Source organism: Mycolicibacterium novocastrense (assembly GCF_001570485.1).
GTDB lineage: Bacteria > Actinomycetota > Actinomycetes > Mycobacteriales > Mycobacteriaceae > Mycobacterium > Mycobacterium novocastrense.
Genome location: NZ_BCTA01000093.1, coordinates 115,019 through 135,153 on the forward strand (window position 1 = coordinate 115,019; position 20,135 = coordinate 135,153).

General features: G+C 68.2%; 23 protein-coding genes. 10 read left to right on the forward strand and 13 right to left on the reverse strand.

Annotated features, from left to right (window positions below; genetic code table 11):
- Positions 1 to 17: 17 nt before the first annotated feature.
- Genes RMCN_RS27445 through RMCN_RS27455 form a run of 3 tightly spaced genes read right to left on the reverse strand, consistent with a single transcriptional unit; the run spans position 18 to position 2,959 of the window.
- Positions 18 to 1,181 (reverse strand): acyl-CoA dehydrogenase, encoded by a 1,164-nt coding sequence (locus tag RMCN_RS27445; RefSeq protein WP_067395945.1) that lies wholly within the window; start codon positions 1,179 to 1,181, stop codon positions 18 to 20.
- 52 nt (positions 1,182 to 1,233) lie between these two features.
- Positions 1,234 to 1,746 carry a 5-(carboxyamino)imidazole ribonucleotide mutase gene (purE, locus tag RMCN_RS27450; RefSeq protein ID WP_064412396.1) on the reverse strand — a complete coding sequence of 171 codons (513 nt, stop codon included), beginning with the start codon at positions 1,744 to 1,746 and terminating at the stop codon, positions 1,234 to 1,236.
- Positions 1,739 to 2,959: a 5-(carboxyamino)imidazole ribonucleotide synthase gene (locus RMCN_RS27455; protein WP_263987633.1), complete on the reverse strand. Its 1,221-nt coding sequence runs from the start codon at positions 2,957 to 2,959 to the stop codon at positions 1,739 to 1,741. The genes purE and RMCN_RS27455 overlap by 8 nt, the downstream gene beginning before the upstream one ends.
- Before the next feature lie 103 nt (positions 2,960 to 3,062).
- Here RMCN_RS27455 and RMCN_RS27460 point away from each other — a divergent pair, with 103 nt between their 5' ends.
- Positions 3,063 to 3,740 (forward strand): GtrA family protein, encoded by a 678-nt coding sequence (locus RMCN_RS27460; RefSeq protein ID WP_067395948.1) that lies wholly within the window; start codon positions 3,063 to 3,065, stop codon positions 3,738 to 3,740.
- Here the strand turns inward: RMCN_RS27460 and RMCN_RS27465 are convergent.
- Positions 3,695 to 4,213 (reverse strand): PH domain-containing protein, encoded by a 519-nt coding sequence (locus RMCN_RS27465; protein ID WP_064412394.1) that lies wholly within the window; start codon positions 4,211 to 4,213, stop codon positions 3,695 to 3,697. The two genes, RMCN_RS27460 and RMCN_RS27465, sit on opposite strands and share 46 nt — an antisense overlap.
- Positions 4,214 to 4,233: 20 nt before the next feature.
- Positions 4,234 to 5,040: a biotin--[acetyl-CoA-carboxylase] ligase gene (locus RMCN_RS27470; protein ID WP_067395950.1), complete on the reverse strand. Its 807-nt coding sequence runs from the start codon at positions 5,038 to 5,040 to the stop codon at positions 4,234 to 4,236.
- A 142-nt stretch (positions 5,041 to 5,182) separates the two neighbouring features.
- Between RMCN_RS27470 and RMCN_RS27475 the strand changes: the two genes are divergently transcribed.
- The 7 genes from RMCN_RS27475 to RMCN_RS27505 all read left to right on the forward strand — a co-directional run bounded on the left by RMCN_RS27475 (position 5,183) and on the right by RMCN_RS27505 (position 11,545).
- Positions 5,183 to 6,823: an acyl-CoA carboxylase subunit beta gene (locus tag RMCN_RS27475; RefSeq protein ID WP_064412392.1), complete on the forward strand. Its 1,641-nt coding sequence runs from the start codon at positions 5,183 to 5,185 to the stop codon at positions 6,821 to 6,823.
- Positions 6,824 to 6,942: 119 nt separating this feature from the next.
- Positions 6,943 to 7,182 carry an acyl-CoA carboxylase epsilon subunit gene (locus tag RMCN_RS27480; protein WP_234787812.1) on the forward strand — a complete coding sequence of 80 codons (240 nt, stop codon included), beginning with the start codon at positions 6,943 to 6,945 and terminating at the stop codon, positions 7,180 to 7,182.
- On the forward strand, positions 7,179 to 7,820 hold the full coding sequence (locus RMCN_RS27485; protein ID WP_067395953.1) for a Maf family protein: 642 nt from the start codon (positions 7,179 to 7,181) through the stop codon (positions 7,818 to 7,820). The genes RMCN_RS27480 and RMCN_RS27485 overlap by 4 nt, the downstream gene beginning before the upstream one ends.
- Positions 7,821 to 7,857: 37 nt before the next feature.
- The gene (locus tag RMCN_RS27490; RefSeq protein WP_067395955.1) at positions 7,858 to 8,754 is read left to right on the forward strand and encodes a sulfurtransferase; all 897 of its coding nucleotides are present in this window, start codon (positions 7,858 to 7,860) and stop codon (positions 8,752 to 8,754) included.
- Positions 8,751 to 9,164: a SufE family protein gene (locus RMCN_RS27495; RefSeq protein WP_064412388.1), complete on the forward strand. Its 414-nt coding sequence runs from the start codon at positions 8,751 to 8,753 to the stop codon at positions 9,162 to 9,164. The genes RMCN_RS27490 and RMCN_RS27495 overlap by 4 nt, the downstream gene beginning before the upstream one ends.
- A gap of 201 nt (positions 9,165 to 9,365) precedes the next feature.
- Positions 9,366 to 11,165: an acetyl-CoA carboxylase biotin carboxylase subunit gene (locus RMCN_RS27500; RefSeq protein ID WP_067395958.1), complete on the forward strand. Its 1,800-nt coding sequence runs from the start codon at positions 9,366 to 9,368 to the stop codon at positions 11,163 to 11,165.
- 50 nt (positions 11,166 to 11,215) lie between these two features.
- Positions 11,216 to 11,545, forward strand: coding sequence for a GNAT family N-acetyltransferase (locus tag RMCN_RS27505; RefSeq protein WP_067395961.1), 330 nt, complete (start codon positions 11,216 to 11,218; stop codon positions 11,543 to 11,545).
- Between the two features lie 2 nt (positions 11,546 to 11,547).
- On the opposite strand, the gene RMCN_RS27510 is transcribed toward RMCN_RS27505, so the two are convergent.
- Positions 11,548 to 12,084 carry a nucleotidyltransferase family protein gene (locus RMCN_RS27510; protein WP_067395963.1) on the reverse strand — a complete coding sequence of 179 codons (537 nt, stop codon included), beginning with the start codon at positions 12,082 to 12,084 and terminating at the stop codon, positions 11,548 to 11,550.
- Positions 12,085 to 12,366: 282 nt separating this feature from the next.
- Between RMCN_RS27510 and RMCN_RS27515 the strand changes: the two genes are divergently transcribed.
- On the forward strand, positions 12,367 to 12,804 hold the full coding sequence (locus tag RMCN_RS27515; RefSeq protein WP_064412509.1) for an STAS domain-containing protein: 438 nt from the start codon (positions 12,367 to 12,369) through the stop codon (positions 12,802 to 12,804).
- Here the strand turns inward: RMCN_RS27515 and RMCN_RS27520 are convergent.
- Together RMCN_RS27520 and RMCN_RS27525 are read right to left on the reverse strand one after the other, a co-directional pair.
- Positions 12,775 to 13,563 carry an RNA polymerase sigma factor SigF gene (locus RMCN_RS27520; RefSeq protein ID WP_064394784.1) on the reverse strand — a complete coding sequence of 263 codons (789 nt, stop codon included), beginning with the start codon at positions 13,561 to 13,563 and terminating at the stop codon, positions 12,775 to 12,777. The two genes, RMCN_RS27515 and RMCN_RS27520, sit on opposite strands and share 30 nt — an antisense overlap.
- Positions 13,560 to 14,003, reverse strand: a complete 444-nt coding sequence (locus RMCN_RS27525; protein ID WP_067395966.1) for an ATP-binding protein — start codon at positions 14,001 to 14,003, stop codon at positions 13,560 to 13,562. Before RMCN_RS27525 ends, RMCN_RS27520 begins: the two co-directional genes overlap by 4 nt.
- A gap of 265 nt (positions 14,004 to 14,268) precedes the next feature.
- On the opposite strand from RMCN_RS27525, the gene RMCN_RS27530 reads away from it, so the two are divergent.
- Positions 14,269 to 15,288 carry a DNA topoisomerase IB gene (locus tag RMCN_RS27530; RefSeq protein WP_064412383.1) on the forward strand — a complete coding sequence of 340 codons (1,020 nt, stop codon included), beginning with the start codon at positions 14,269 to 14,271 and terminating at the stop codon, positions 15,286 to 15,288.
- Here the strand turns inward: RMCN_RS27530 and RMCN_RS27535 are convergent.
- Genes RMCN_RS27535 through RMCN_RS27555 form a run of 5 tightly spaced genes read right to left on the reverse strand, consistent with a single transcriptional unit; the run spans position 15,282 to position 20,130 of the window.
- Positions 15,282 to 16,580 carry a UDP-glucose dehydrogenase family protein gene (locus RMCN_RS27535; protein ID WP_067395968.1) on the reverse strand — a complete coding sequence of 433 codons (1,299 nt, stop codon included), beginning with the start codon at positions 16,578 to 16,580 and terminating at the stop codon, positions 15,282 to 15,284. The genes RMCN_RS27530 and RMCN_RS27535 overlap by 7 nt on opposite strands.
- Complete coding sequence (locus RMCN_RS27540; RefSeq protein WP_067395971.1) at positions 16,577 to 17,518, reverse strand: glycosyltransferase family 9 protein; 942 nt, start codon at positions 17,516 to 17,518, stop codon at positions 16,577 to 16,579. Before RMCN_RS27540 ends, RMCN_RS27535 begins: the two co-directional genes overlap by 4 nt.
- Positions 17,509 to 18,195: an SDR family oxidoreductase gene (locus RMCN_RS27545; protein ID WP_067395972.1), complete on the reverse strand. Its 687-nt coding sequence runs from the start codon at positions 18,193 to 18,195 to the stop codon at positions 17,509 to 17,511. Before RMCN_RS27545 ends, RMCN_RS27540 begins: the two co-directional genes overlap by 10 nt.
- A 17-nt stretch (positions 18,196 to 18,212) precedes the next feature.
- Positions 18,213 to 19,568: a PfkB family carbohydrate kinase gene (locus tag RMCN_RS27550; protein ID WP_067395974.1), complete on the reverse strand. Its 1,356-nt coding sequence runs from the start codon at positions 19,566 to 19,568 to the stop codon at positions 18,213 to 18,215.
- On the reverse strand, positions 19,561 to 20,130 hold the full coding sequence (locus RMCN_RS27555; protein ID WP_067396313.1) for a D-sedoheptulose-7-phosphate isomerase: 570 nt from the start codon (positions 20,128 to 20,130) through the stop codon (positions 19,561 to 19,563). The genes RMCN_RS27550 and RMCN_RS27555 overlap by 8 nt, the downstream gene beginning before the upstream one ends.
- Between the last annotated feature and the right edge of the window lie 5 nt (positions 20,131 to 20,135).

The following is a 20,135-nucleotide window of genomic DNA, read 5'->3' on the forward strand; positions in this document are numbered from 1 at the left end:
GCAGGCGAGCCCGGCGACTACTTCAGCAGCGCGCGCGACATCACCACGCGCTGAATCTGGTTGGTGCCCTCGTAGATCTGGGTGATCTTGGCGTCGCGCATGAACCGCTCGACGGGGAAGTCGGTGGTGTAGCCGTAGCCGCCGAACAACTGCACGGCGTTGGTGGTCACCTCCATCGCGACGTCGGACGCGAAACACTTCGACGCCGAGGAGATGAATCCGAGATCGGGCTCGCCGCGTTCGGCGCGAGCGGCCGCGGAGTACACCGTCAGCCGGGCGGCCTCGATCTTCATCGCCATGTCGGCGAGCATGAACTGCACGGCCTGGAAGTCGCCGATCGGCTTGCCGAACTGCTTGCGCTCCTTGACATATGCGATGGACGCGTCGAGTGCGCCCTGCGCGATGCCGACCGCCTGCGCCCCGATCGTCGGGCGGGTGTGGTCCAAGGTCGCCAGCGCGGTCTTGAACCCGGTGCCCTCGTCGCCGATGATTCGGTCGGCCGGAATCCGGCAGTCCTCGAAGTACAACTCGGTGGTGGGCGATCCCTTGATGCCCATCTTCTTCTCCTTGGCGCCGACGGAGAAGCCGGGATCGTCCTTGTGCACCACGAACGCCGAGATGCCGTTGGCCTTCTTGTCCGGATCGGTCACCGCCATCACCGTGTACCACGTCGACTGGCCGCCGTTGGAGATCCAGCACTTGGCGCCGTTGAGCACCCACTCGTCGCCCTCGCGGCGGGCCCTGGTGCGCATCGAAGCGGCGTCGCTGCCCGCCTCGCGCTCCGACAACGCGTACGACGCAACGGCTTCACCGGCGGCGATCGACGGCAGCACCTGCTTCTTGAGTTCCTCGCTGCCGCGCAGCAGCAGCCCCATGGTGCCCAGCTTGTTGCAGATCGGGATCAGCGACGACGACGCGCACACCCGCGCGACCTCTTCGATCACGATGCACGCCGCGATCGAGTCGCCGCCCTGACCGCCGTACTCCTCGGGGATGTGGATGGCGGCCATGCCCGAAGCGGTCAGCGCCTCGAGAGCCTCACTGGTGTAGCGCGCCTTCTCGTCGACGTCGGCCGCGTGCGGGGCGATCTCCTTCTCGCAGAGGTCGCGCAGCACCGCACGCAGTTCGTTGTGCTCGTCGGAGAGCCGAAAGAGGTCGAATGACGGGTTGCCGATGGCCATGAAAACTCCTTGCTACTCGCCGGTAACCCTACTCTCGCGGGTCCCGGTCGACCTATTCACCGAGGAGGCGGTCGCGCAGCGCCGCGTCCTTCTGCAGCACCGTGTCGTGCAGGTCGGCCTGGAACTGTAGGACCCGCTTGCGCAGGCCCGCGTCCGCCGACCCCAGGATCCGCACCGCCAGCAAGCCCGCGTTGCGCGCGCCGCCGATCGACACCGTGGCCACCGGCACCCCGGCGGGCATCTGCACGATCGACAGCAGCGAGTCCAGGCCGTCGAGCTTGGCCAGCGGCACCGGAACGCCGATGACGGGCAGCGGGGTCGCCGACGCCACCATGCCGGGCAGATGGGCCGCCCCGCCGGCCCCGGCGATGATTACTTCGATGCCGCGGTCCGCGGCGCTCTGGGCGTACTCGAGCATGCGGACCGGTGTGCGGTGCGCGGAGACGACGCCGACCTCGAAGGGCACTTCGAACTCGGCCAGCGCGTGGGCGGCGTCCTCCATCACCGACCAGTCGCTGTCGCTGCCCATGATCAGGCCGACCCGCGGCGCAGGAGCACTACTCATGTGGGTCCCATCCGTCCGTCCATTCCGCGTGCGATAACCAGTGTGCCGCCCTGCCCGCGCGTTCGCGCACATCGGCGACGAACGCGTCGTCGTCAAGAGAACCGGTGGCCGCGCCCAGGACGTTGACGTGACCGATCTTTCGCCCGGGGCGCTCGCCCTTGCCGTACAGATGCACCTTCGCGTCGGGCATCCTCGCGAACAGGTGGTGCAGCCGTTCGTCCATCGTCATCGTCGGTGTCTGTTGTGCGCCAAGCACATTGGCCATCACCGTGACTGGGACGATTTGCGCGGTGTCGCCCAGCGGATAGTCGAGCACCGCGCGCAGGTGCTGTTCGAACTGGCTGGTGTGCGCGCCGTCCATGGTCCAGTGACCGGAGTTGTGCGGACGCATCGCGAGCTCGTTGACCAGCAGGGCGCCGTCGACGGTTTCGAACAACTCGACGGCCAGCACCCCGACGACCCCGAGTTCGGAGGCCAGCCGCAATCCCAATTGACCGGCCGTGCAGCGCAATTCGTCATCAAGGCCCGGCGCCGGTGCGATCACCTCGACGCAGATGCCGTCGCGCTGCACGGTTTCCACCACCGGCCACGCCGCGCCCTGCCCGAACGGGGAACGCGCCACCAGCGCCGCCAGTTCGCGCCGCATCGCGACCCTCTCCTCGACCATCACGTCCGCCCCGCTGTCCAGGTAGCGCTGCGCGGCCTCACGCGCCTCGGCGACGTCGCCGGCCAGCGTGACCCCGCGGCCGTCGTAACCGCCGCGCACGGTCTTGACGACGACGGGACCGCCGATGCGTGCGGCGAACGCGTCGACGTCGGACAGGTCGTCGACCGCAGCGAACCGCGGTACCGGCGCGCCGAGCGCCTCCAGCCTGCGGCGCATCACCAGCTTGTCCTGGGCGTGGATCAGCGCCGACGGTGGCGGAGCCACGTTCACACCGTCGGCCAGCAGCTTCTCCAGGAGTTCGGCGGGCACGTGCTCGTGGTCGAAGGTCAGCGCGTCGGCGCCGGAGGCGACACGGCGCAGCGCGTCGAGATCGGTGTGTGTGCCCAACACCACATCCGGGCTGACCTGAGCGGCCGGGTCGCCGGCGTCGACGGCGAGGACACGCAGCGTCTGACCGAGCGCGATCGCGGCCTGATGGGTCATCCTGGCCAGCTGACCACCGCCGACCATGGCCACCACAGGCGGTCCGTTGGGGTTCTGTGACACGTCCTCATGGTGTCATGACCACGCGGTGGGCCTGGTCCCCGTGTATCGGCTGGGACCTGCATGAGTACACGTAGAGTGCGGTATTTCCGTACACTGCCCTGTTGTGTCCTTTACCGATGCGACGATCGCGCGGCTGCCCGGTCCGGTACGGCCGTACTTCGAGCGGCATCACGAACTGATCAAGTTCGCGATCGTCGGCGCGACGACGTTCATCATCGACACGTCGGTCTTTTACACGCTCAAGCTCACCGTTCTCGAGCCCAAGCCGGTGACGGCCAAGATCATCGCCGGCATCGTCGCGGTGATCGCGTCCTACATCCTGAACCGCGAATGGAGCTTCCGGGACCGCGGTGGACGGGAGCGTCATCACGAGGCGCTGCTGTTCTTCGGCGTCAGCGGGGTCGGCGTGCTGCTGAGCATGGCCCCGCTGTGGATCTCCAGCTACGTGTTGATGCTGCGGGTGCCCGAAGTCAGCCTGACGGTGGAGAACATCGCCGACTTCATCTCTGCCTACATCATCGGCAACCTGCTGCAGATGGCGTTCCGGTTCTGGGCGTTTCGGCGCTGGGTGTTTCCCGACGAGTTCGGCCGCAATCCGGACCGGGCGATGGAGTCGCTCACCGCGGGTGGGCTCGCCGAACTCCTCGAGGACCATCACGAGGGCGTCGCCGCCGAGCACGCCGAAGGGAACGTCACCCCGCTGCGCCGCCCCGGCCGCCGCACCGGCCGCGCCGCTCAGCTGGGCGACTCCTCCGAGCCCAGGGTGTCGAAGACCTCGTGATACAGCAGCGAGTGGACCCGTTCCACTCGCGGGATGTCGTGAAACTCGAGCGGGTCCTGCGCCGCTGACTCGATGATCAACGTGCCGGTCCGCAGCATGCGGTCCAGCAGCCCGTGCCGAAACTCGACGCTGTTGATTCGCGCCAGCGGGATGTCGATACCCGAGCGGGTCAGCACCCCGTGCCGGAACATCACCCGCCGGTCGGTGATCACGAAGTGCGTCGTCCACCAATTCAGGAACGGCCAGATCGTCAGCCACCCGACGACCACCAGCCAGATCGCACCGATCACGATCAGCACGACGTTGCGGGCCGTCTGATCCCAATCCATCGTGTTGACGTATCCGGCGCCGAACGCGGCCAGCGCCGTCACCAGCAGCAACACCAGGACCGGCCCGATGAGCCGTTTCCAATGCGGATGGCGGTGAAGCACCACCTGCTCGTCGGAGGCGAGCACATTGTCGGGGTAACCCATGCGATGACCTTAAAGCGAAATCACTGGTCGGGCCGGAGATGGACGATGTCGCCTGCGGAGACCGTCACCGACCGGCCGTCGGCCTCGATGACCAGCCGGCCCTGCTCGTCGACGTCTCGCGCCACGCCGACGACCTCCTGATCCCCGGGCAGCACGGCACGGACCCGCTGCCCCAGCGTGAGGCTGCGGGCGCGGTAATCGGCGGCAAGGCCGGCGTCGGCGCCTGCGGCACGGGCCCAGGATTCGACGCGGTTGCCCAGTTCGTGCAGGAGCCGGACGAGCAGACGTTGCCGGTCGGGCGCCGGGACGCCGAGGTCCACCAGCGATGTAACCCCCTCGACGCCGATGTCCTCGCCGCGCAGCGAGACGTTGAGCCCGACGCCGATCACGACGGCCTGTTGACCGCCGGCGACCTCGGCCAGGATCCCCGCCAGCTTGCCGCCTCCGGCGAGGACGTCGTTGGGCCACTTCAGGCCCGCGGTCACACCCGTGTCGGCCACCGCGTCGACGACGGCGACCCCGGTCGCCAGCGGCAGCCACCCCCACGCGGAGCTGGGCACCCCGGTCGCGTCGAGGCCCACCGACACCGTGATCTGCGCGTACGGCACCGCCGACCAGCTGCGGCCCCGGCGGCCACGGCCCGCGGTCTGGTTCTCGGCGATCAGCACGGCGCCGGCGATGGGCTCGCCGCGCCCGGCGGCCGCGATCAGGTCGGCGTTGGTCGAGCCGGTCTCGGCCACCACGTCGATCCGCCGCCACACGCGCGAACCGGCGAACACCTGCTCCCGCAACGCCTCGACATCAAGGGGAGCCCGGTGCGCGGTCATCGGAATCGGACTCCCATCTTCGGACTCGTTCGGCCCTCACTACTACCACCGACGGCTGCGCGCGCGGTGCGCAAGGCAGCTTAAGGGGACCTTAAGGACGCGCCGTCGGTCGCGCACCGGGCGTTCGTTAGCATCGACCACCATGACCTCCGTTCAGAAGCCGTCGGTCGAGCCGTCAGGCGAACACGAGATCGACATCCACACCACCGCGGGCAAGCTGGCCGATCTGCGCAGGCGCACCGAGGAGACCTTGCACCCGGTCGGCGAGGAAGCTGTCGAGAAGACACACGCCAAAGGCAAGCTCACCGCTCGCGAACGCATCCTGGCGTTGCTCGACGAGGGGTCCTTCGTCGAACTGGACGCGCTGGCCCGTCACCGCAGCACCAACTTCGGGATGGAGGCCAACCGCCCGCTCGGTGACGGCGTGGTGACCGGTTACGGCACCATCGACGGCCGCGAGGTGTGCATCTTCAGCCAGGACGCGACGGTCTTCGGCGGCAGCCTCGGCGAGGTGTACGGCGAGAAGATCGTCAAGGTCCAGGAACTCGCGATCAAGACCGGCAGGCCGTTGATCGGCATCAACGACGGTGCGGGCGCGCGCATCCAAGAGGGCGTCGTCTCACTTGGCTTGTACAGCAACATCTTCCACAACAACATCCTGGCCTCCGGCGTGATCCCGCAGATCTCGCTGATCATGGGCGCCGCGGCGGGCGGCCATGTGTACTCCCCCGCGCTGACCGACTTCGTGATCATGGTCGACCAGACCAGCCAGATGTTCATCACCGGACCCGACGTCATCAAGACCGTCACCGGTGAAGAGGTCACGATGGAGGAACTCGGCGGCGCGCACACCCACATGGCGAAGTCGGGGCTGGCGCACTATGTGGCCTCCGGCGAGCAGGACGCGTTCGACTATGTGCGCGAACTGCTTTCGTACCTGCCGAGCAACAACTACGCCGATCCGCCGCGCTACCCGGAGGCGGTGCCCGAGGGGCCGATCGAGGACAACCTCACCGACGAGGACATCGAGCTGGACACCCTGATTCCGGACTCCCCGAACCAGCCCTACGACATGCACGAGGTCATCACCCGCATCCTCGACGAGGACGAGTTCCTCGAGGTGCAGGCCGGCTACGCGCAGAACATCATCGTCGGGTTCGGCCGCATCGAGGGCCGCCCGGTCGGAATCGTGGCCAACCAGCCGACCCAGTTCGCCGGCTGCCTGGACATCAACGCCTCGGAGAAGGCCGCGCGGTTCATCCGGACCTGTGACTGCTTCAACGTCCCGATCGTGATGCTGGTCGACGTGCCGGGCTTCCTGCCGGGCACCGGCCAGGAGTACAACGGCATCATCCGGCGCGGCGCCAAGCTGCTCTACGCCTACGGCGAGGCCACCGTCGCCAAGATCACCGTGATCACCCGCAAGGCCTACGGCGGCGCCTACTGCGTCATGGGGTCCAAGGAGATGGGCGCCGACGTGAACGTCGCCTGGCCGACCGCGCAGATCGCGGTGATGGGCGCCTCGGGCGCCGTGGGCTTCGTGTACCGCAGCAAGCTCAAGGAAGCGGCCAAGAACGGGGAGGACGTCGACTCGTTGCGCCTGGAGCTGCAGCAGGAGTACGAGGACACGCTGGTCAACCCGTACATCGCGGCCGAACGCGGTTACGTCGACGCGGTCATCCCGCCGTCGCACACGCGCGGCTACGTCGCGAACGCATTGAGGCTGCTGGAACGCAAGATCACGCAGATTCCGCCCAAGAAGCACGGGAACATTCCACTGTGAGCGGTGCGAACGATTCAGCCACTGTGAGCGGTGCGAACAATTCAGCCACTGTGAGCGGGGCGAACAATCCAACTCCTGTGAGCGGGGATTCAGCGAACACGAGCGACGTGGAGGCCGACGTGACGGACAGCGGCGCGCAGCAGGATCACGAGGCGCACATCCAGGTCGTCAGGGGTGAGCCCAGCACCGACGAGCTCGCAGCGCTGATCGCGGTGCTCGCCGCCGCGTCGAGCGCGCCGTCCGAACCGCGCGAGCAGGAAGAGAACCTCTGGGGTCATCCGGTGGACCGGCTGCGGTACACGCCGTTCAGCTGGCAGCGGGTGACGCTCGTGGAACGGGCACACATGCGCCGTCGATGACGCGCGTCGTCCTCGCCTCGGCATCGTCCGGACGCCGAAAGGTGTTGCGGCAGGCCGGAATCGATCCTCTGATCGTGGTGTCCGGTGTCGACGAGGACGCAGTCGTCGCCGGGCTTGACGACGCGGCGACACCCGCGCAGGTGACGGTCGCCCTCGCCACGGCCAAGGCCGACGCGGTGGTCGCCGAACTCGATCCGACGGTCGGTGCCGACTGCGTCGTGATCGGCTGCGATTCCATGCTGTTCCGCGACGGGACGTTGGCCGGCAAGCCCGCGACGGCGGAGGCAGCGCTTGCCGGCTGGCAGCAGATGGCCGGCTCGTCCGGTCAGCTCCACACGGGGCACTGCGTGATCCGCTTGCAGCACAACAGGGTTGTGTGCCGGCTCGCCGAGGCGGAGTTCACCACCGTGCACTTCGCGTCGCCGTCGAGGGCCGATCTGGAGGCCTACGTCGCCAGCGGGGAGCCGACGGCGGTGGCGGGAGGGTTCACCCTCGACGGTCTGGGCGGCTGGTTCATCGACGGCGTGGTTGGTGACCCGTCGTCGGTGATCGGCATCGGGCTGCCCCTGGTCCGTGGCATGTTCGAGCGCGCCGGGCTGTCGTTGGCGGACCTGTGGCGCGATAACCCCCTCACCTGATCCCACGCGGCACGCCCGCCTCGGTAGGCTCGGGTTTGTGCCTCTGCCTGCCGATCCAGACCCCGCCCTGCAGTCATACGCCCATCCCGAGCGCCTGGTCACCGCCGACTGGTTGTCGGCGAACCTGGGCCGGCCGGGACTGGCCATCGTGGAGTCCGACGAGGACGTGCTGCTCTACGACACCGGTCACATACCGGGTGCGGTCAAGATCGACTGGCACACCGACCTGAACGATCCCCACGTGCGCGACTACATCACCGGCAAACAGTTCGCCGACCTGATGAACCGCAAGGGCATCTCCCGCGACGACACGGTGGTGATCTACGGCGACAAGAGCAACTGGTGGGCGGCATACGCGCTCTGGGTGTTCACGCTGTTCGGCCACCCCGACGTCCGGCTGCTCAACGGCGGTCGCGACCTGTGGATCTCCGACGGCCGCGAGACCACGCTCGACGTGCCGAACAAGACAAGCACCGGCTACCCCGTCGTCGAGCGCGACGACGCGCCGATCCGCGCGTTCAAGGAGGACGTGCTCGGCGCGCTCGGGAAAGCGCCCCTGATCGACGTCCGCTCGCCGCAGGAGTACACCGGGGAACGCACCCATATGCCCGACTATCCCGAGGAGGGCGCGCTGCGGGGCGGCCACATACCCACCGCACGTTCGATTCCGTGGGCCAAGGCGGCCGACGACAGCGGCCGGTTCCGCAGCCGTGCCGAACTCGAGGAGCTGTACGGCTTCCTGACTCCGGACGACGAGACGATCGTCTACTGCCGCATCGGTGAGCGTTCGAGCCACACCTGGTTCGTGCTGACCCATCTGCTGGGCCTGCCCGGCGTCCGCAACTACGACGGTTCGTGGACCGAATGGGGCAACGCGGTCCGGGTGCCCGTCACCGCCGGGTCCGAACCAGGGGATGTGCCGGGCTCCTCATGAGTGCAATGCCGGCCGCGCTGGCGGAGGTGGTGTCGGACTTCAAAGAGGTGCAGGGACAGGACAAGCTGCAACTGCTTCTGGAGTTCGCCAACGAGCTGCCTGCGCTGCCCGCCGACCTCGAAGAGGCCGCGATGGAACCGGTGCCCGAATGCCAGTCGCCGTTGTTCCTCCACGTCGACGCCGACAACCGCGAGCATGTCCGGCTGTACTTCAGCGCGCCCGCCGAAGCGCCGACGACACGGGGGTTCGCCGCGATCCTGGCTGCGGGTCTGGACGACCACTCCGCCGACGAGATCCTGGCCGTGCCCGACGACTTCTACTCCGAGTTGGGGCTCGCCGCTTTGATCAGCCCGCTGCGGCTGCGCGGGATGTCGGCGATGCTGGCCCGCATCAAGAAGCGGCTGCGCTGACGCCCACTGCCGAGCGATCACCGGTGTACAGAATGCGGGGCCGAGAACGTACCTGGGTGAGCGCCCGCGGATCCGTGGCAGCAGCTGCCGTTTATTACTCGCGGGTATAGGGACCGGCTCGCCGAGACCTCAGCAGGGCCGCATAAACTCCGTCCGTTAGATTCTTAAAGACGTTTCTTAGACATGCCACCAGGAGGCGCAGTGCCCAGTCACGCCAGCTCGAAGATCTCCAAGGTGCTGGTCGCCAACCGCGGGGAGATCGCGGTCCGGGTGATCAGGGCCGCCAAGGACGCCGGGCTGCAGAGCGTGGCGGTGTACGCCGAACCCGACGCCGACGCCCCACATGTACGGCTCGCCGACGAGGCCTTCGCCCTGGGCGGGCAGACCTCGGCCGAGTCGTACCTGGTGTTCGAGAAGCTGCTCGACGCCGCCGAGAAGTCCGGAGCCAACGCGATTCACCCGGGCTACGGGTTCCTCTCCGAGAACGCCGACTTCGCGCAGGCGGTCCTCGACGCCGGCTTGATCTGGATCGGCCCCAGCCCGCAGTCGATCCGCGACCTCGGTGACAAGGTGACCGCCCGCCACATCGCCGCGCGCGCCAAGGCGCCGCTGGTGCCCGGCACCCCGGAACCGGTGAAGGACGCCGACGAGGTCGTCGCGTTCGCCAAGGAGTACGGCGTGCCGATCGCGATCAAGGCCGCGTTCGGCGGCGGTGGCCGCGGGATGAAGGTGGCCCGCACGATCGAGGAGATCCCCGAGCTCTACGAGTCGGCGGTCCGCGAGGCCGTCGCGGCGTTCGGCCGCGGTGAGTGCTTCGTCGAGCGCTACCTGGACAAGCCGCGCCACGTCGAAGCGCAGGTCATCGCCGACCAGCACGGCAACGTCGTGGTCGCGGGCACCCGCGACTGCTCGCTGCAGCGCCGCTTCCAGAAGCTGGTCGAGGAGGCGCCTGCACCGTTTTTGACCGATGCTCAGCGCAAGGAGATCCACGAGTCGGCCAAGCGCATCTGCAAGGAGGCCGGCTACTACGGCGCCGGCACCGTCGAGTACCTCGTCGGCCAGGACGGGCTGATCAGCTTCCTCGAGGTCAACACCCGCCTGCAGGTCGAGCATCCGGTGACCGAGGAGACCTCGGGCATCGACCTGGTGCGCCAACAGTTCCGCATCGCCAACGGCGAGCCGCTCGACATCACCGAGGATCCGACGCCTCGCGGCCACTCCATCGAGTTCCGCATCAACGGTGAGGACGCCGGTCGCGGCTTCCTGCCCGCTCCCGGCCCGGTCACCAAGTTCGTGCCCCCGACCGGCCCCGGTGTGCGGCTGGATTCCGGCGTGGAGAGCGGTTCGGTGATCGGCGGTCAGTTCGACTCGATGCTGGCCAAGCTGATCGTCACCGGCGCCAACCGCCAAGAGGCCCTCGAGCGGTCCCGGCGCGCGCTCGACGAATTCACCGTCGAGGGCCTGGCCACGGTCATCCCGTTCCACCGGGCGGTCGTGTCGGACCCCGCCTTCATCGGCGACGACTCAGGCTTCACCGTGCACACCCGCTGGATCGAGACCGAGTGGGACAACACGATCGAGCCGTTCACCGGCGGCGATCCGATCGAGGAAGAGGACACCGTGCCGCGGCAGACCGTGGTCGTCGAGGTCGGCGGCCGCCGCCTGGAGGTGTCCCTGCCCGGGGATCTAGCGCTCGGCGGTGGCGGCGCTGCCGCACCGGGGGGCAATGTCGTCCGGAAGAAGCCCAAGGCCCGCAAGCGCGGCGGCGGCGGCGGGGCGGCCGCCTCCGGTGACGCCGTGACCGCACCGATGCAGGGCACCGTGGTCAAGGTCGCCGTCGAGGAGGGCCAGGAAGTCTCCGCCGGTGACCTCGTCGTGGTGCTCGAGGCGATGAAGATGGAGAACCCGGTGACCGCGCACAAGGACGGCACGATCACCGGCCTGGCGGTCGAGCCCGGCGCGGCGATCACCCAGGGCACCGTCCTCGCCGAGATCAAGTGAATTCGGTGCGCAATCGATCGCGCAGCGAGCGTTAGCGCACCGAAATCGCCATGGAGCCCGTCGAGATCAACGCCGGCGCATGGTATCTGCGCGCGCCGCGCGATGACGAGCTGATCGACGACGGCCCCGCGCTCGCTGAGATGGGCGAGACCGATTCCGGCTACATCGCTCGCTGTCGCGCGCAGTGGGCCTCCGACACGGCATACACCTGGGCGGTGTGCGAACCGACGACCGGCGAGATGCTGGGCGAGATCAGGCTCGACCCGCGGGCCGCGCTCCTGCGTACGCGATGCCGCCAGGGGTACGCCGACGCGGCCACCATCGCCGAGCATTCCGTACGCCGCTTCGCGACGGCGATGCTGGGTCTCACGATCCGCTGATGTCAGCTCACGTCGATGTCGCGACCCGTCGCCAGATCCGCACAATCCACCGCGACGACGTCGTCGCGGGCCGCCAGGAACGAGCGTGCGCCCTCGTCCCCATGGACCTCTTCGAGCAGCGCCGCCCAGTGCCTGCGCGCGATCACCACCGGGTGGCCCGGCGATCGCCCGTAGCGGGCCCGCGCGAGACCCGACTCGGCGGTCATCGCCGCGGTGACCACCCGGCGCACCACGTCGGCTCCGACATCGGGCGTGTCGACGGTGTGCAGCACGGCGTAGTCGGCCTCGACCGCCGAGAGCCCGGCCCGCAGCGATGCCGACATACCGTCCGCCCAGGCCTCGGCGAACACGGCGCGCGCAGGCCGCGGGACCTCGACCACCGCCGCACCCAACACCACCACCACGTCGCCACATCCACCGTCACTCAATGCATCCACCGCTGCTCTGAGCCACTCACCTTGAGCAGCAAGCACTTTCGGCATCCCGTAACGGGTACCCGCACCTGCGGCCAGTAGCACACCGGCGACCTTCGGCGTCATCGCACCGGCCCGCGATGTGGCTGGAGTTTCGGCAAATTTGTCATAAATTCGGTGGTCTCGGCCGCCGTGACCAGCGGTTACGACGGTGGTCTTGATAGCGATTGTGCATGATCGTTGAGCAGCGTAGGGTTCAGTTCAGGTTGAGTTGACAGCCGAGCTGAACGTCATCGACGTGCAAGGGTAGAGAACTCCCGCCTCTGCTGCGAAGGCTTTGAATACGCAGGGCCCCAAATTTTGACGTGAGCCACAGTACGAATGACACATTCACTGATGGAGTCACACATGTCCAATCCTGATTTGACTGTCGCTGTTGAAGCGCAATCCGACGACAGCCGCGAATGCCACACCGCGCACTTCGCCACCCGGCGGGTGCACCCCGCCACCGCGATCGTCTCCGCCCACGGTGAGATCGACGCCGCGAACTCCCAGGAGTTCGTCGACTACGCGCTGCGCCACGCCACCGAGCTCGAGCGCATCGTGGTCGACCTGTCGGGGGTCGAATTCTTCGGCACCGCAGGGTTCTCCGCGCTGCACACGCTCAACGTGCGCACCGCGGGCGAGAAGATCGAGTGGGCGCTGTTGCCCAGCGCATCGGTCAGCCGCTTGTTGCGCATCTGCGATCCGGATGCCGCACTACCCGTCTGCGACAGCATCGAGACAGCGCTCGCGGATGGCAAGAACACCAAGCCGCTACTGCAACTGGTCCCGGAGTCGAGTTAGCGACTTCGCGAGCAGACGCGACACGTGCATCTGTGAGATGCCAACGCGCTCAGCGATTTGCGTCTGAGTGAGGGATTCGAAGAAGCGTAGCAACAACACGGTTCGTTCGCGCTCCGGCAGCGCGGCCAGCAAGGGCCGCAACGCTTCCCGGTTCTCGATCTGGTCGAGACCCAGGTCGACGTCGCCGAGCGTGTCGGCGATCGCGGGGGCGTCCTCGGTTCCGCTACCACCGCTGTCGATCGACAGTGTGTTGTAGGAGCTTCCGGCCACCAGGCCCTCGACGACCTCGTCGCGGTCCATGCCCAGCTCCGCCGCGAGCTCCGATGCCGTGGGGGCGCGGCCGAGCCGCTGCGACAACTCCGCGGTGGCGGCGCCGAGTCGCAGATGCAGTTCCTTGAGTCGCCGCGGCACCTTCACCGACCAGCTGTTGTCACGGAAGTGCCGTCGGACCTCCCCCATGATGGTGGGCACCGCGAACGAGACAAAATCCGAGCCGGCCTCGACGTCGAAGCGGATCACCGCATTGACCAACCCGACGCGGGCCACCTGGACGAGATCTTCGCGTGGCTCGCCGCGCCCGTCGAAGCGGCGCGCGATGTGGTCGGCCAGGGGCAGGCAGCGCTCGACGATGCGGTCGCGCTGCCGCTGGAACTTCGGCGAGTCCTCCGGCACGTTCTTCAGCTCGCGGAACATGTCGGCGACATCCGCGTACTCAGAGTTCGAACGCGACGACGAACCCTGTGACGTCGACGGCGTCACTGCAGCGTCGCTCGTCTCGTCGTCATGGAGATCCCGAACACCTGGGCGTTCTCGGGTCCCTGTCCGTTCTCGAAGGTCGTCACTTCGTCGGTCAGTGAACTCAGCACGTGCCAGCTGAAGCTGCCGGGCGCCAGGATGTCGGAACTCTTACACGTGGTGGACGCATCGATGACGACGGCGTCGTCGCGCGGGTCGATGACGAGCAGCAGCACGGAGTCGGGTACGGCGGACCGGATCAGCCTCGTGCAGGCCTCGTCGACCGCAAGACGCAGGTCGGCGACGGCGTCGAAGTCCAGATCCTCGAAGGTCGCCACCGCGGCGACCAGGGTGCGCAGCACCGCAAGATTCTCGAGTTCGGCGGCGACCCGGAGTTCCACCGACCGCGCGCCGTGCCCGTGCCCATTGTTCTTGTTGGCCCTGGTGTTGGCAGTGTCGGCCATTTGACCTCCCGGCAATGTCGAAGCGAGATTACCCCAGGCCGGATCCCACCTAACCACGAGTACTCCGGTGACCCGCGAATGACGACGTGTGCCGCACGCCGACGCGGGTATTTACCCGGTCATGGAGATGTTCCCACCCAGCGCGCAACGGCTCGGGCCGACCAAACAGCGAACACGACTGTGACGAGCGGCATTTTGACGGCGCGACAAAGTAAGACTTCTCCATGGTGGGGGTTCAATACCCCCCTGCGCTCGGGACCCAAACATGCGACTTCGCCGTAGCGTCGTCAGCGGCCCCGGCCTACGCCGGTTGCGCCGCGGCCGCGGATTCTCCTACCAGCATCCCGACGGCAGCCCGGTCACCGACGAGAAGACCCTGCAGCGCATCCAGGAGCTCGTCATCCCGCCGGCATGGAAGAAGGTGTGGATCTGCCCGTATCCGAACGGGCACATCCAGGCGGTCGGTACCGACGCCGCCGGCCGGCGCCAGTACCTGTACCACCAGAGGTGGCAGGAGGAGCGTAACGAGGAGAAGTTCGACCGGGTGCTGGAGATGTCGGCTGCGTTGCCCGAGATGCGCAGGCGCATCGCTGCGGACATGCGTGGCCGCGGCCTGAACCGCGACCGGGTGCTGGCGTTGGCGCTGCACCTGGCCGATCTCGGCTATTTCCGCTCCGGCTCGGAGCAGTACGCCGAGGAGAACAACTCGTACGGCATCGCGACGCTGCGCTGCGAGCATGTGATATTGCAGCGCAACGCGATCGAGTTCGACTTCCCCGCCAAGAGCGGGGTGCGCCGGACACTGCTGATCGACGATCCCGAAGCGGTCCGCTCGGTCCGCGCTCTGTTGCGCCGCCCCGACCGCACCGAGCGGTTGCTGGTGTGCCGCAACGGTTCGGGTTGGATCGACATCCACGCCGACGACCTGAACACGCGGTTCAAGGAACTCGTCGGGGACCGGTACACGGTCAAGGACCTGCGCACCTGGCACGGCACGGTGCTGGCGGCGGCCGCCTTCGTCGACGCCGACCCGCCGGTGAACAAGACCGTCATCAAACGGGTCGAGTCCGCGGTGATGAAGGAGGTCGCCGAGGAACTCGGCAACACACCTGCGGTGGCGCGAGGCTCCTACGTCGACCCGCGCGTCGTGGTGGGCTACGAGTCCGAGCTGACCATCGCCTCAGCCGCGCGGCGTGCCGCGAAGATGAAGACCGTCGCCGAACGCCAAGAGGTGCTCGACCGCGCCACGGCACGCCTCATCCGCAAGGTGGCCAAAGGTCAGTAGCCCGACGGTGTTCCGTTGCCCAGATAGGTCAACCCGAGGTCGGTGAGCAGTGCTGCATCGAGCAGGTTGCGGGTGTCCACGACGACGGCTGTCGGCGCGTGCTCGGCGATCAGACCCCAGTCGAGTTCGCGGAACTCCGGCCACTCGGTGAGCACGACGATCGCGTCGGCATCTTTTGCGGCCAGATATGGATCGTCGACGGCGACGATCGACGAGGCCCGCAACCGCGACCAGTCCATCGCCGAGAGCCTGGGGTCGTATCCCGTGACTTGCGCACCGGTCCGGCCCAGGTCAGCGCAGATCGTCAGCGCCGGTGAATCGCGCAGATCACTGGTGCCCGCCTTGAACGTCAGGCCCAGGGCGGTGATGCGGGCCCGGCCGAGCGGAGTGACCATGGACCGGCCCAGCGTCGACGCGATTCGCGCGGATTGCGTGGCGTTTGTCACACGAGCCGATTCGATCTCCGGCAGATCGAGGCCGGCCGTCCGGCCGGTGTGCAGGATGGCCGCGGTGTCCTTCGGCAGGCACGATCCGCCCCACCCCGGCCCGGGCTGCAGGAAGTGCGGGCCGATGCGCACGTCGGCGCCCATGCAGCGGGTGACGTCGGTGATGTCGGCGCCCATCCGGGCGCACAGCTGGGCCAGCGAGTTGGCGTAGGAGATCTTCACCGCGAGAAAGGCATTGCTGGCGTACTTGGCCAATTCCGCGCTCTCCGGGCTCATCCGGAAGGTCTGCGCGTGGTTTCCGTACACGCGCGAGATCAGGTCGGCGGCGTCGGGGTCGTCGGCGCCGATGACGATGCGGTCCGGGTTGCGGAAGTCGTAGATGGCGTGGCTCTCGCGGAGGAACTCGGGATTGGAGACCGCGCGAATGCCGGCGTGCCGCACCCGCTGTCCGATCCGCCGGGTGGTGCCGACCGGAACCGTCGACTTGAGTACCAGCACCGAACCCGGTCGCAGCACGGCGGCGAGCCGCTCGACCGCCGCGTCGACCGCCGACAGGTCGGCCGAGCCGTCCGATCCGCTCGGCGTCGGCACACAGATGAACACCACGTCGCAATCGGCCAAATCGGGATAGGCGACGCTGAATTCGAGCTTTGCGGTGTCCAGGCCGTGACGAAGCAGCTCGGCCAGGCCCGGCTCGTCCAGCAGGGGGACCCCGCTGCGGAGCTGTTCGACCCGCCGGGTGTCGACGTCGACGCACACCGTGTCATGACCGCGTTCGGCCAGGCACACCGCTGTCGTCAGGCCGACGTAGCCCGCACCGATCACCCCGGCTCGAATGGTGTTCATGCACAGTCCTTCAACAGGTTCTCGGTGGCGTCGAGCACGCGTCCGACCGTGATCAGCAGCAAGCCTCTATGCGGTCGGTCCGCGTGCGGGTCGCCCTTGTCGCCGGCCCACACCGCGATGTGCGGACCCGTTCCCCTGGGACCCCACCGGTTCGGTGGGGTCGGACCGAACAGCAGCACCGAGGGAGTGCCGGTCGCGGTCGCGATGTGTCCGACGCCGGTGTCACCACAGATCAGCAAGCGGCAGTCGTGGATCAGCGCGACGAGTTCGAGCAGTCCGAGAGTGCCTGCGAGCACGCTGGATCGGGGTAGCCCCGCGGCGTCGGCCACCGACCGGGCAAGGTCGACTTCACTGTCGTCGCCGGTGACGACGACGTCGTGACCGCGGCTTCGCAGTGCCGCGGCGACCTGTGCGAAACGCTCCGGCGGCCATCGCCGCGCTGCGTATGCGGCGCCCGGATGGATCACCACCGCCGAGGAACGGTCCGGATAGGCGTCCGGCCGCGGAATCGCCAGATCCTGTGGATCACAGGTGATCCCGGCCCATTCGAGTAGCGCGCACCAGCGGTCGACCTCGTGCACTTCGGCCCGCCACGGCGGACCCTCGACCTCGGGATACGCGGGATGCCGGTGGCTGATCAGGCTTCGGGGCCGCACGGCGAGCAGGTCGGCGATGCTTTCGGGGCCGCTGCCGTGCAGGTTCACCGCGACAGCGGGTGGTTCGCTTCGGCCACGGAGCCGGCCGAGACCGGGGGTCGGGTCGAGCTCATCGACCGCACCGGAGAGCATCACCAGGTCGCGGTACCGTCCGGGCGCGGCGAGCACGATGTGGGCGTCCGGGTGCGCCCGCCCCAGCCCACGCAACGCCGGAATCCCGGTGAGCAGATCGCCGAGGCCCAGCGCGCGCAGGACCACGATGGTCTCCTGGCTCACGGCCACGAAGACTCCGTCGACGCGCAGACCACCAGCTCACGAACCTCGCAGCCCGCCGGCTGGGACAGGGCGAACACGACGGTGTCGGCGACGTGTTCTGGCTGGTTGAGCTTGGCGTCCGGCGGCGGCTTGTACTGCTCGTCGCGGCTGTCGAAGAACGCCGTGTGCATACCGCCGGGGATCAGCGTCGTGACTCCCACCTCCCCCGCCAGTTCGGCCGCCAACGCGCGGGAGAATCCGATGACCCCGAATTTGGAGGCGCAGTAAGCGGTCGCGTCGCTGACGGCCTTGATCCCCAATGTCGATGCGCACGTGACGATCCGGCCGCCCGTGTTCTTCAGGTAGGGCAATGCCGAGCGGATCACCGCCGCGGTGCCCAGCAGGTTGACGTGGATGACGCGTTCCCAGTCCTTGACCGCGACATCGGCGAGCTTGCCGCACATGTCGGTGCCTCCGGCGGTGAACACGCCGTGGATCTGACCGTCGACCTGCTCGGCCAGCTCGCGCACCGCGGCGTCGACCGCCTCGGTGTCGGCGAGGTCGGCCCGCGCGAAGGCGACGCCCGGTTTCGGGTCGTTGCGGTCGATCACCAGCGGCGTACCGCCCTGGCGCGCAACGGCTTCCACGGTAGCCGCGCCGAGTCCAGATGCACCGCCGGTGATGATGATGTTGCCAAGAGCCATTGACGTTTCCTTTCGGTTCACGACCGCGCCGCGGCGATCAGATTTGACGATGAGTAGCCGGCGACGGTTGGCAACAGCACCACTTCACCGCCGTGGCGGCGGACCACGTCGGCCTCGGGAAGGTCGGCCTCGGTGTAGTCACCGCCCTTGACCCAGACGTCGGGTCGCAGTTGCTCGAGCGCCGCTTCGGGTGACAGTTCGTCGAAGACCACCACGGCGTCGACACACGCCAGCGCGCCCAGCACCCGCGCCCTGTCCTGATCCGCCACGACGGGCCGGCGCGGCCCCTTCAGCGCGCGCACCGAGGTGTCGGAGTTCAGCAGCACCACCAACGCGTCACCGAGATCGCGGGCCTGGCGCAGCAGTCGAACATGGCCGGTGTGCAGGAGGTCGAAGCAACCACCGGTGGCGACCAGCCTGCCGCCGCGCCGGCGCAGGCGGTCCCGGACCTCGACGATGCCGCCGGTGATGGCGGTCGATGTTGCGGCCGAATGTGTTCCACCGACTGCGGCCGCGCTCGAAACACCGACGGCACCGCCCGCGGCGACGAACCTGCTGGCGGCGTTGACGGCGTCGGCAACGGCATGGTGAACGTCCTTGCCCGCCGCGAGCGCCATGGTGGCCGCGATCGCGAACCTGTCCCCCGCGCCGCAGGTGTCGCCGTGGTCGGCCCGCGCGGCCGCATCCCGCACCGGGTGGTGCTCGCTACCGGTGTCGCTGGCCACGAGTGCGCCCTTCGAACCCAGGGTCACGCACACCGCTCGTGCCGCCCATTGTTCGCGCAGCGACTCCGCCGAGCGCCCCGCCGCCTCGTCCTGATTCGGCGTGACCAGCCAGCAGCCCGGGACGGGTTCGCTCCCGCGGGGATGCGGGTCCCAGACCGTCGGCACCCGCTGCACGGCCGAGGTGATGAGATTTCGGATCTCACCGTGCGCGGTGATGCCGCGTCCGTAGTCGGCCACGCAGACCGCGGCGGCCCGCCCGACCGCCTCGGCCGCCGAGGCGGGCACCGCGTCGTTCGCGGCCGATCCGTCGCCGTGGTCCAGCCGCAGCATCGATTGCCCGGCGGCACGAATCCTGGTCTTGCACGGCGTGTTACCGGCCATCGGTAATCCGATGATCCGCACGCCGGCGTCGGCCAGTAGTTCGGTCAGCGCCTGGCCTTCTGTGTCGTCGCCGATCGCGGTCACCAGCACCACATCGCAGCCCGTCCGCGCGGCGAGCATAGCAGCCAGTCCCGCGCCGCCCGGGCGTCGCCAGATCCGTTCGGTGTCGACGACCGGGACGGGCGCCTCGGGGCTCAGTCGCGTGGCCGTGCCCTCGATGTCGACGTCGAGCATCGAATCGCCGATGATGACCAAGGTCTCATTCATGTGACGCCCCCAGCAGCACCTCGTCGACGGCGATGCACAGCGCATGCACGAGCAGCAGGTGGACCTCCTGGACTGTCGCGGTGGTCGGCGCTTCGACGCAGACGGCGTCGTCGCACATCGCGGCAAGGGGATTGGGGTCCGGCCCGGTGAACGCCCATGTGGTGAGGCCGGTTTCGTGGGCCGCCTTGACGGCGGCGAGCACATTCGGGCTCGTGCCGCTGGTCGACAGCGAGAACAGTACGTCGCCGGGCCTGCCGTGCGCCCGCACTCCTCTGGCGAATATCTCGTCGATCCCGTAGTCGTTGCCGATCGCGGTGAGGGCCGAGGTGTCGGCGTGTAACGAGATGGCGGACATGGGCATTCGCTCGTCGCGGAAGCGGCCGACCAGTTCAGCGGTCAGATGCTGCGCCTCGGCCGCGCTGCCGCCGTTGCCGCAGGCGAGGAGCCGGCCGCCGGTGGTGAGGACATCGGCGAGCCGCCGCCCCCACGCGGCCAGCTTGGGCGCCTGGGGCGCGAGGTGATCGGCCGCGTATGACAGCGCGGAGAAGTGAGTTTGGATCATCGGGA

Bases quoted from the DNA above. Each gene is read 5' to 3' on its own strand.
- RMCN_RS27445 (WP_067395945.1), bottom strand. From the start codon at position 1,181: ATGGCCATCGGCAACCCGTCATTCGACCTCTTTCGGCTCTCCGACGAG.
- purE (WP_064412396.1), bottom strand. From the start codon at position 1,746: ATGAGTAGTGCTCCTGCGCCGCGGGTCGGCCTGATCATGGGCAGCGAC.
- RMCN_RS27465 (WP_064412394.1), bottom strand. From the start codon at position 4,213: ATGGGTTACCCCGACAATGTGCTCGCCTCCGACGAGCAGGTGGTGCTT.
- RMCN_RS27470 (WP_067395950.1), bottom strand. From the start codon at position 5,040: ATGACCGCGCACCGGGCTCCCCTTGATGTCGAGGCGTTGCGGGAGCAG.
- RMCN_RS27475 (WP_064412392.1), top strand. From the start codon at position 5,183: ATGACCTCCGTTCAGAAGCCGTCGGTCGAGCCGTCAGGCGAACACGAG.
- RMCN_RS27485 (WP_067395953.1), top strand. From the start codon at position 7,179: ATGACGCGCGTCGTCCTCGCCTCGGCATCGTCCGGACGCCGAAAGGTG.
- RMCN_RS27495 (WP_064412388.1), top strand. From the start codon at position 8,751: ATGAGTGCAATGCCGGCCGCGCTGGCGGAGGTGGTGTCGGACTTCAAA.
- RMCN_RS27505 (WP_067395961.1), top strand. From the start codon at position 11,216: ATGGAGCCCGTCGAGATCAACGCCGGCGCATGGTATCTGCGCGCGCCG.
- RMCN_RS27510 (WP_067395963.1), bottom strand. From the start codon at position 12,084: ATGACGCCGAAGGTCGCCGGTGTGCTACTGGCCGCAGGTGCGGGTACC.
- RMCN_RS27515 (WP_064412509.1), top strand. From the start codon at position 12,367: ATGTCCAATCCTGATTTGACTGTCGCTGTTGAAGCGCAATCCGACGAC.
- RMCN_RS27525 (WP_067395966.1), bottom strand. From the start codon at position 14,003: ATGGCCGACACTGCCAACACCAGGGCCAACAAGAACAATGGGCACGGG.
- RMCN_RS27530 (WP_064412383.1), top strand. From the start codon at position 14,269: ATGCGACTTCGCCGTAGCGTCGTCAGCGGCCCCGGCCTACGCCGGTTG.
- RMCN_RS27535 (WP_067395968.1), bottom strand. From the start codon at position 16,580: ATGAACACCATTCGAGCCGGGGTGATCGGTGCGGGCTACGTCGGCCTG.
- RMCN_RS27545 (WP_067395972.1), bottom strand. From the start codon at position 18,195: ATGGCTCTTGGCAACATCATCATCACCGGCGGTGCATCTGGACTCGGC.
- RMCN_RS27550 (WP_067395974.1), bottom strand. From the start codon at position 19,568: ATGAATGAGACCTTGGTCATCATCGGCGATTCGATGCTCGACGTCGAC.
- RMCN_RS27555 (WP_067396313.1), bottom strand. From the start codon at position 20,130: ATGATCCAAACTCACTTCTCCGCGCTGTCATACGCGGCCGATCACCTC.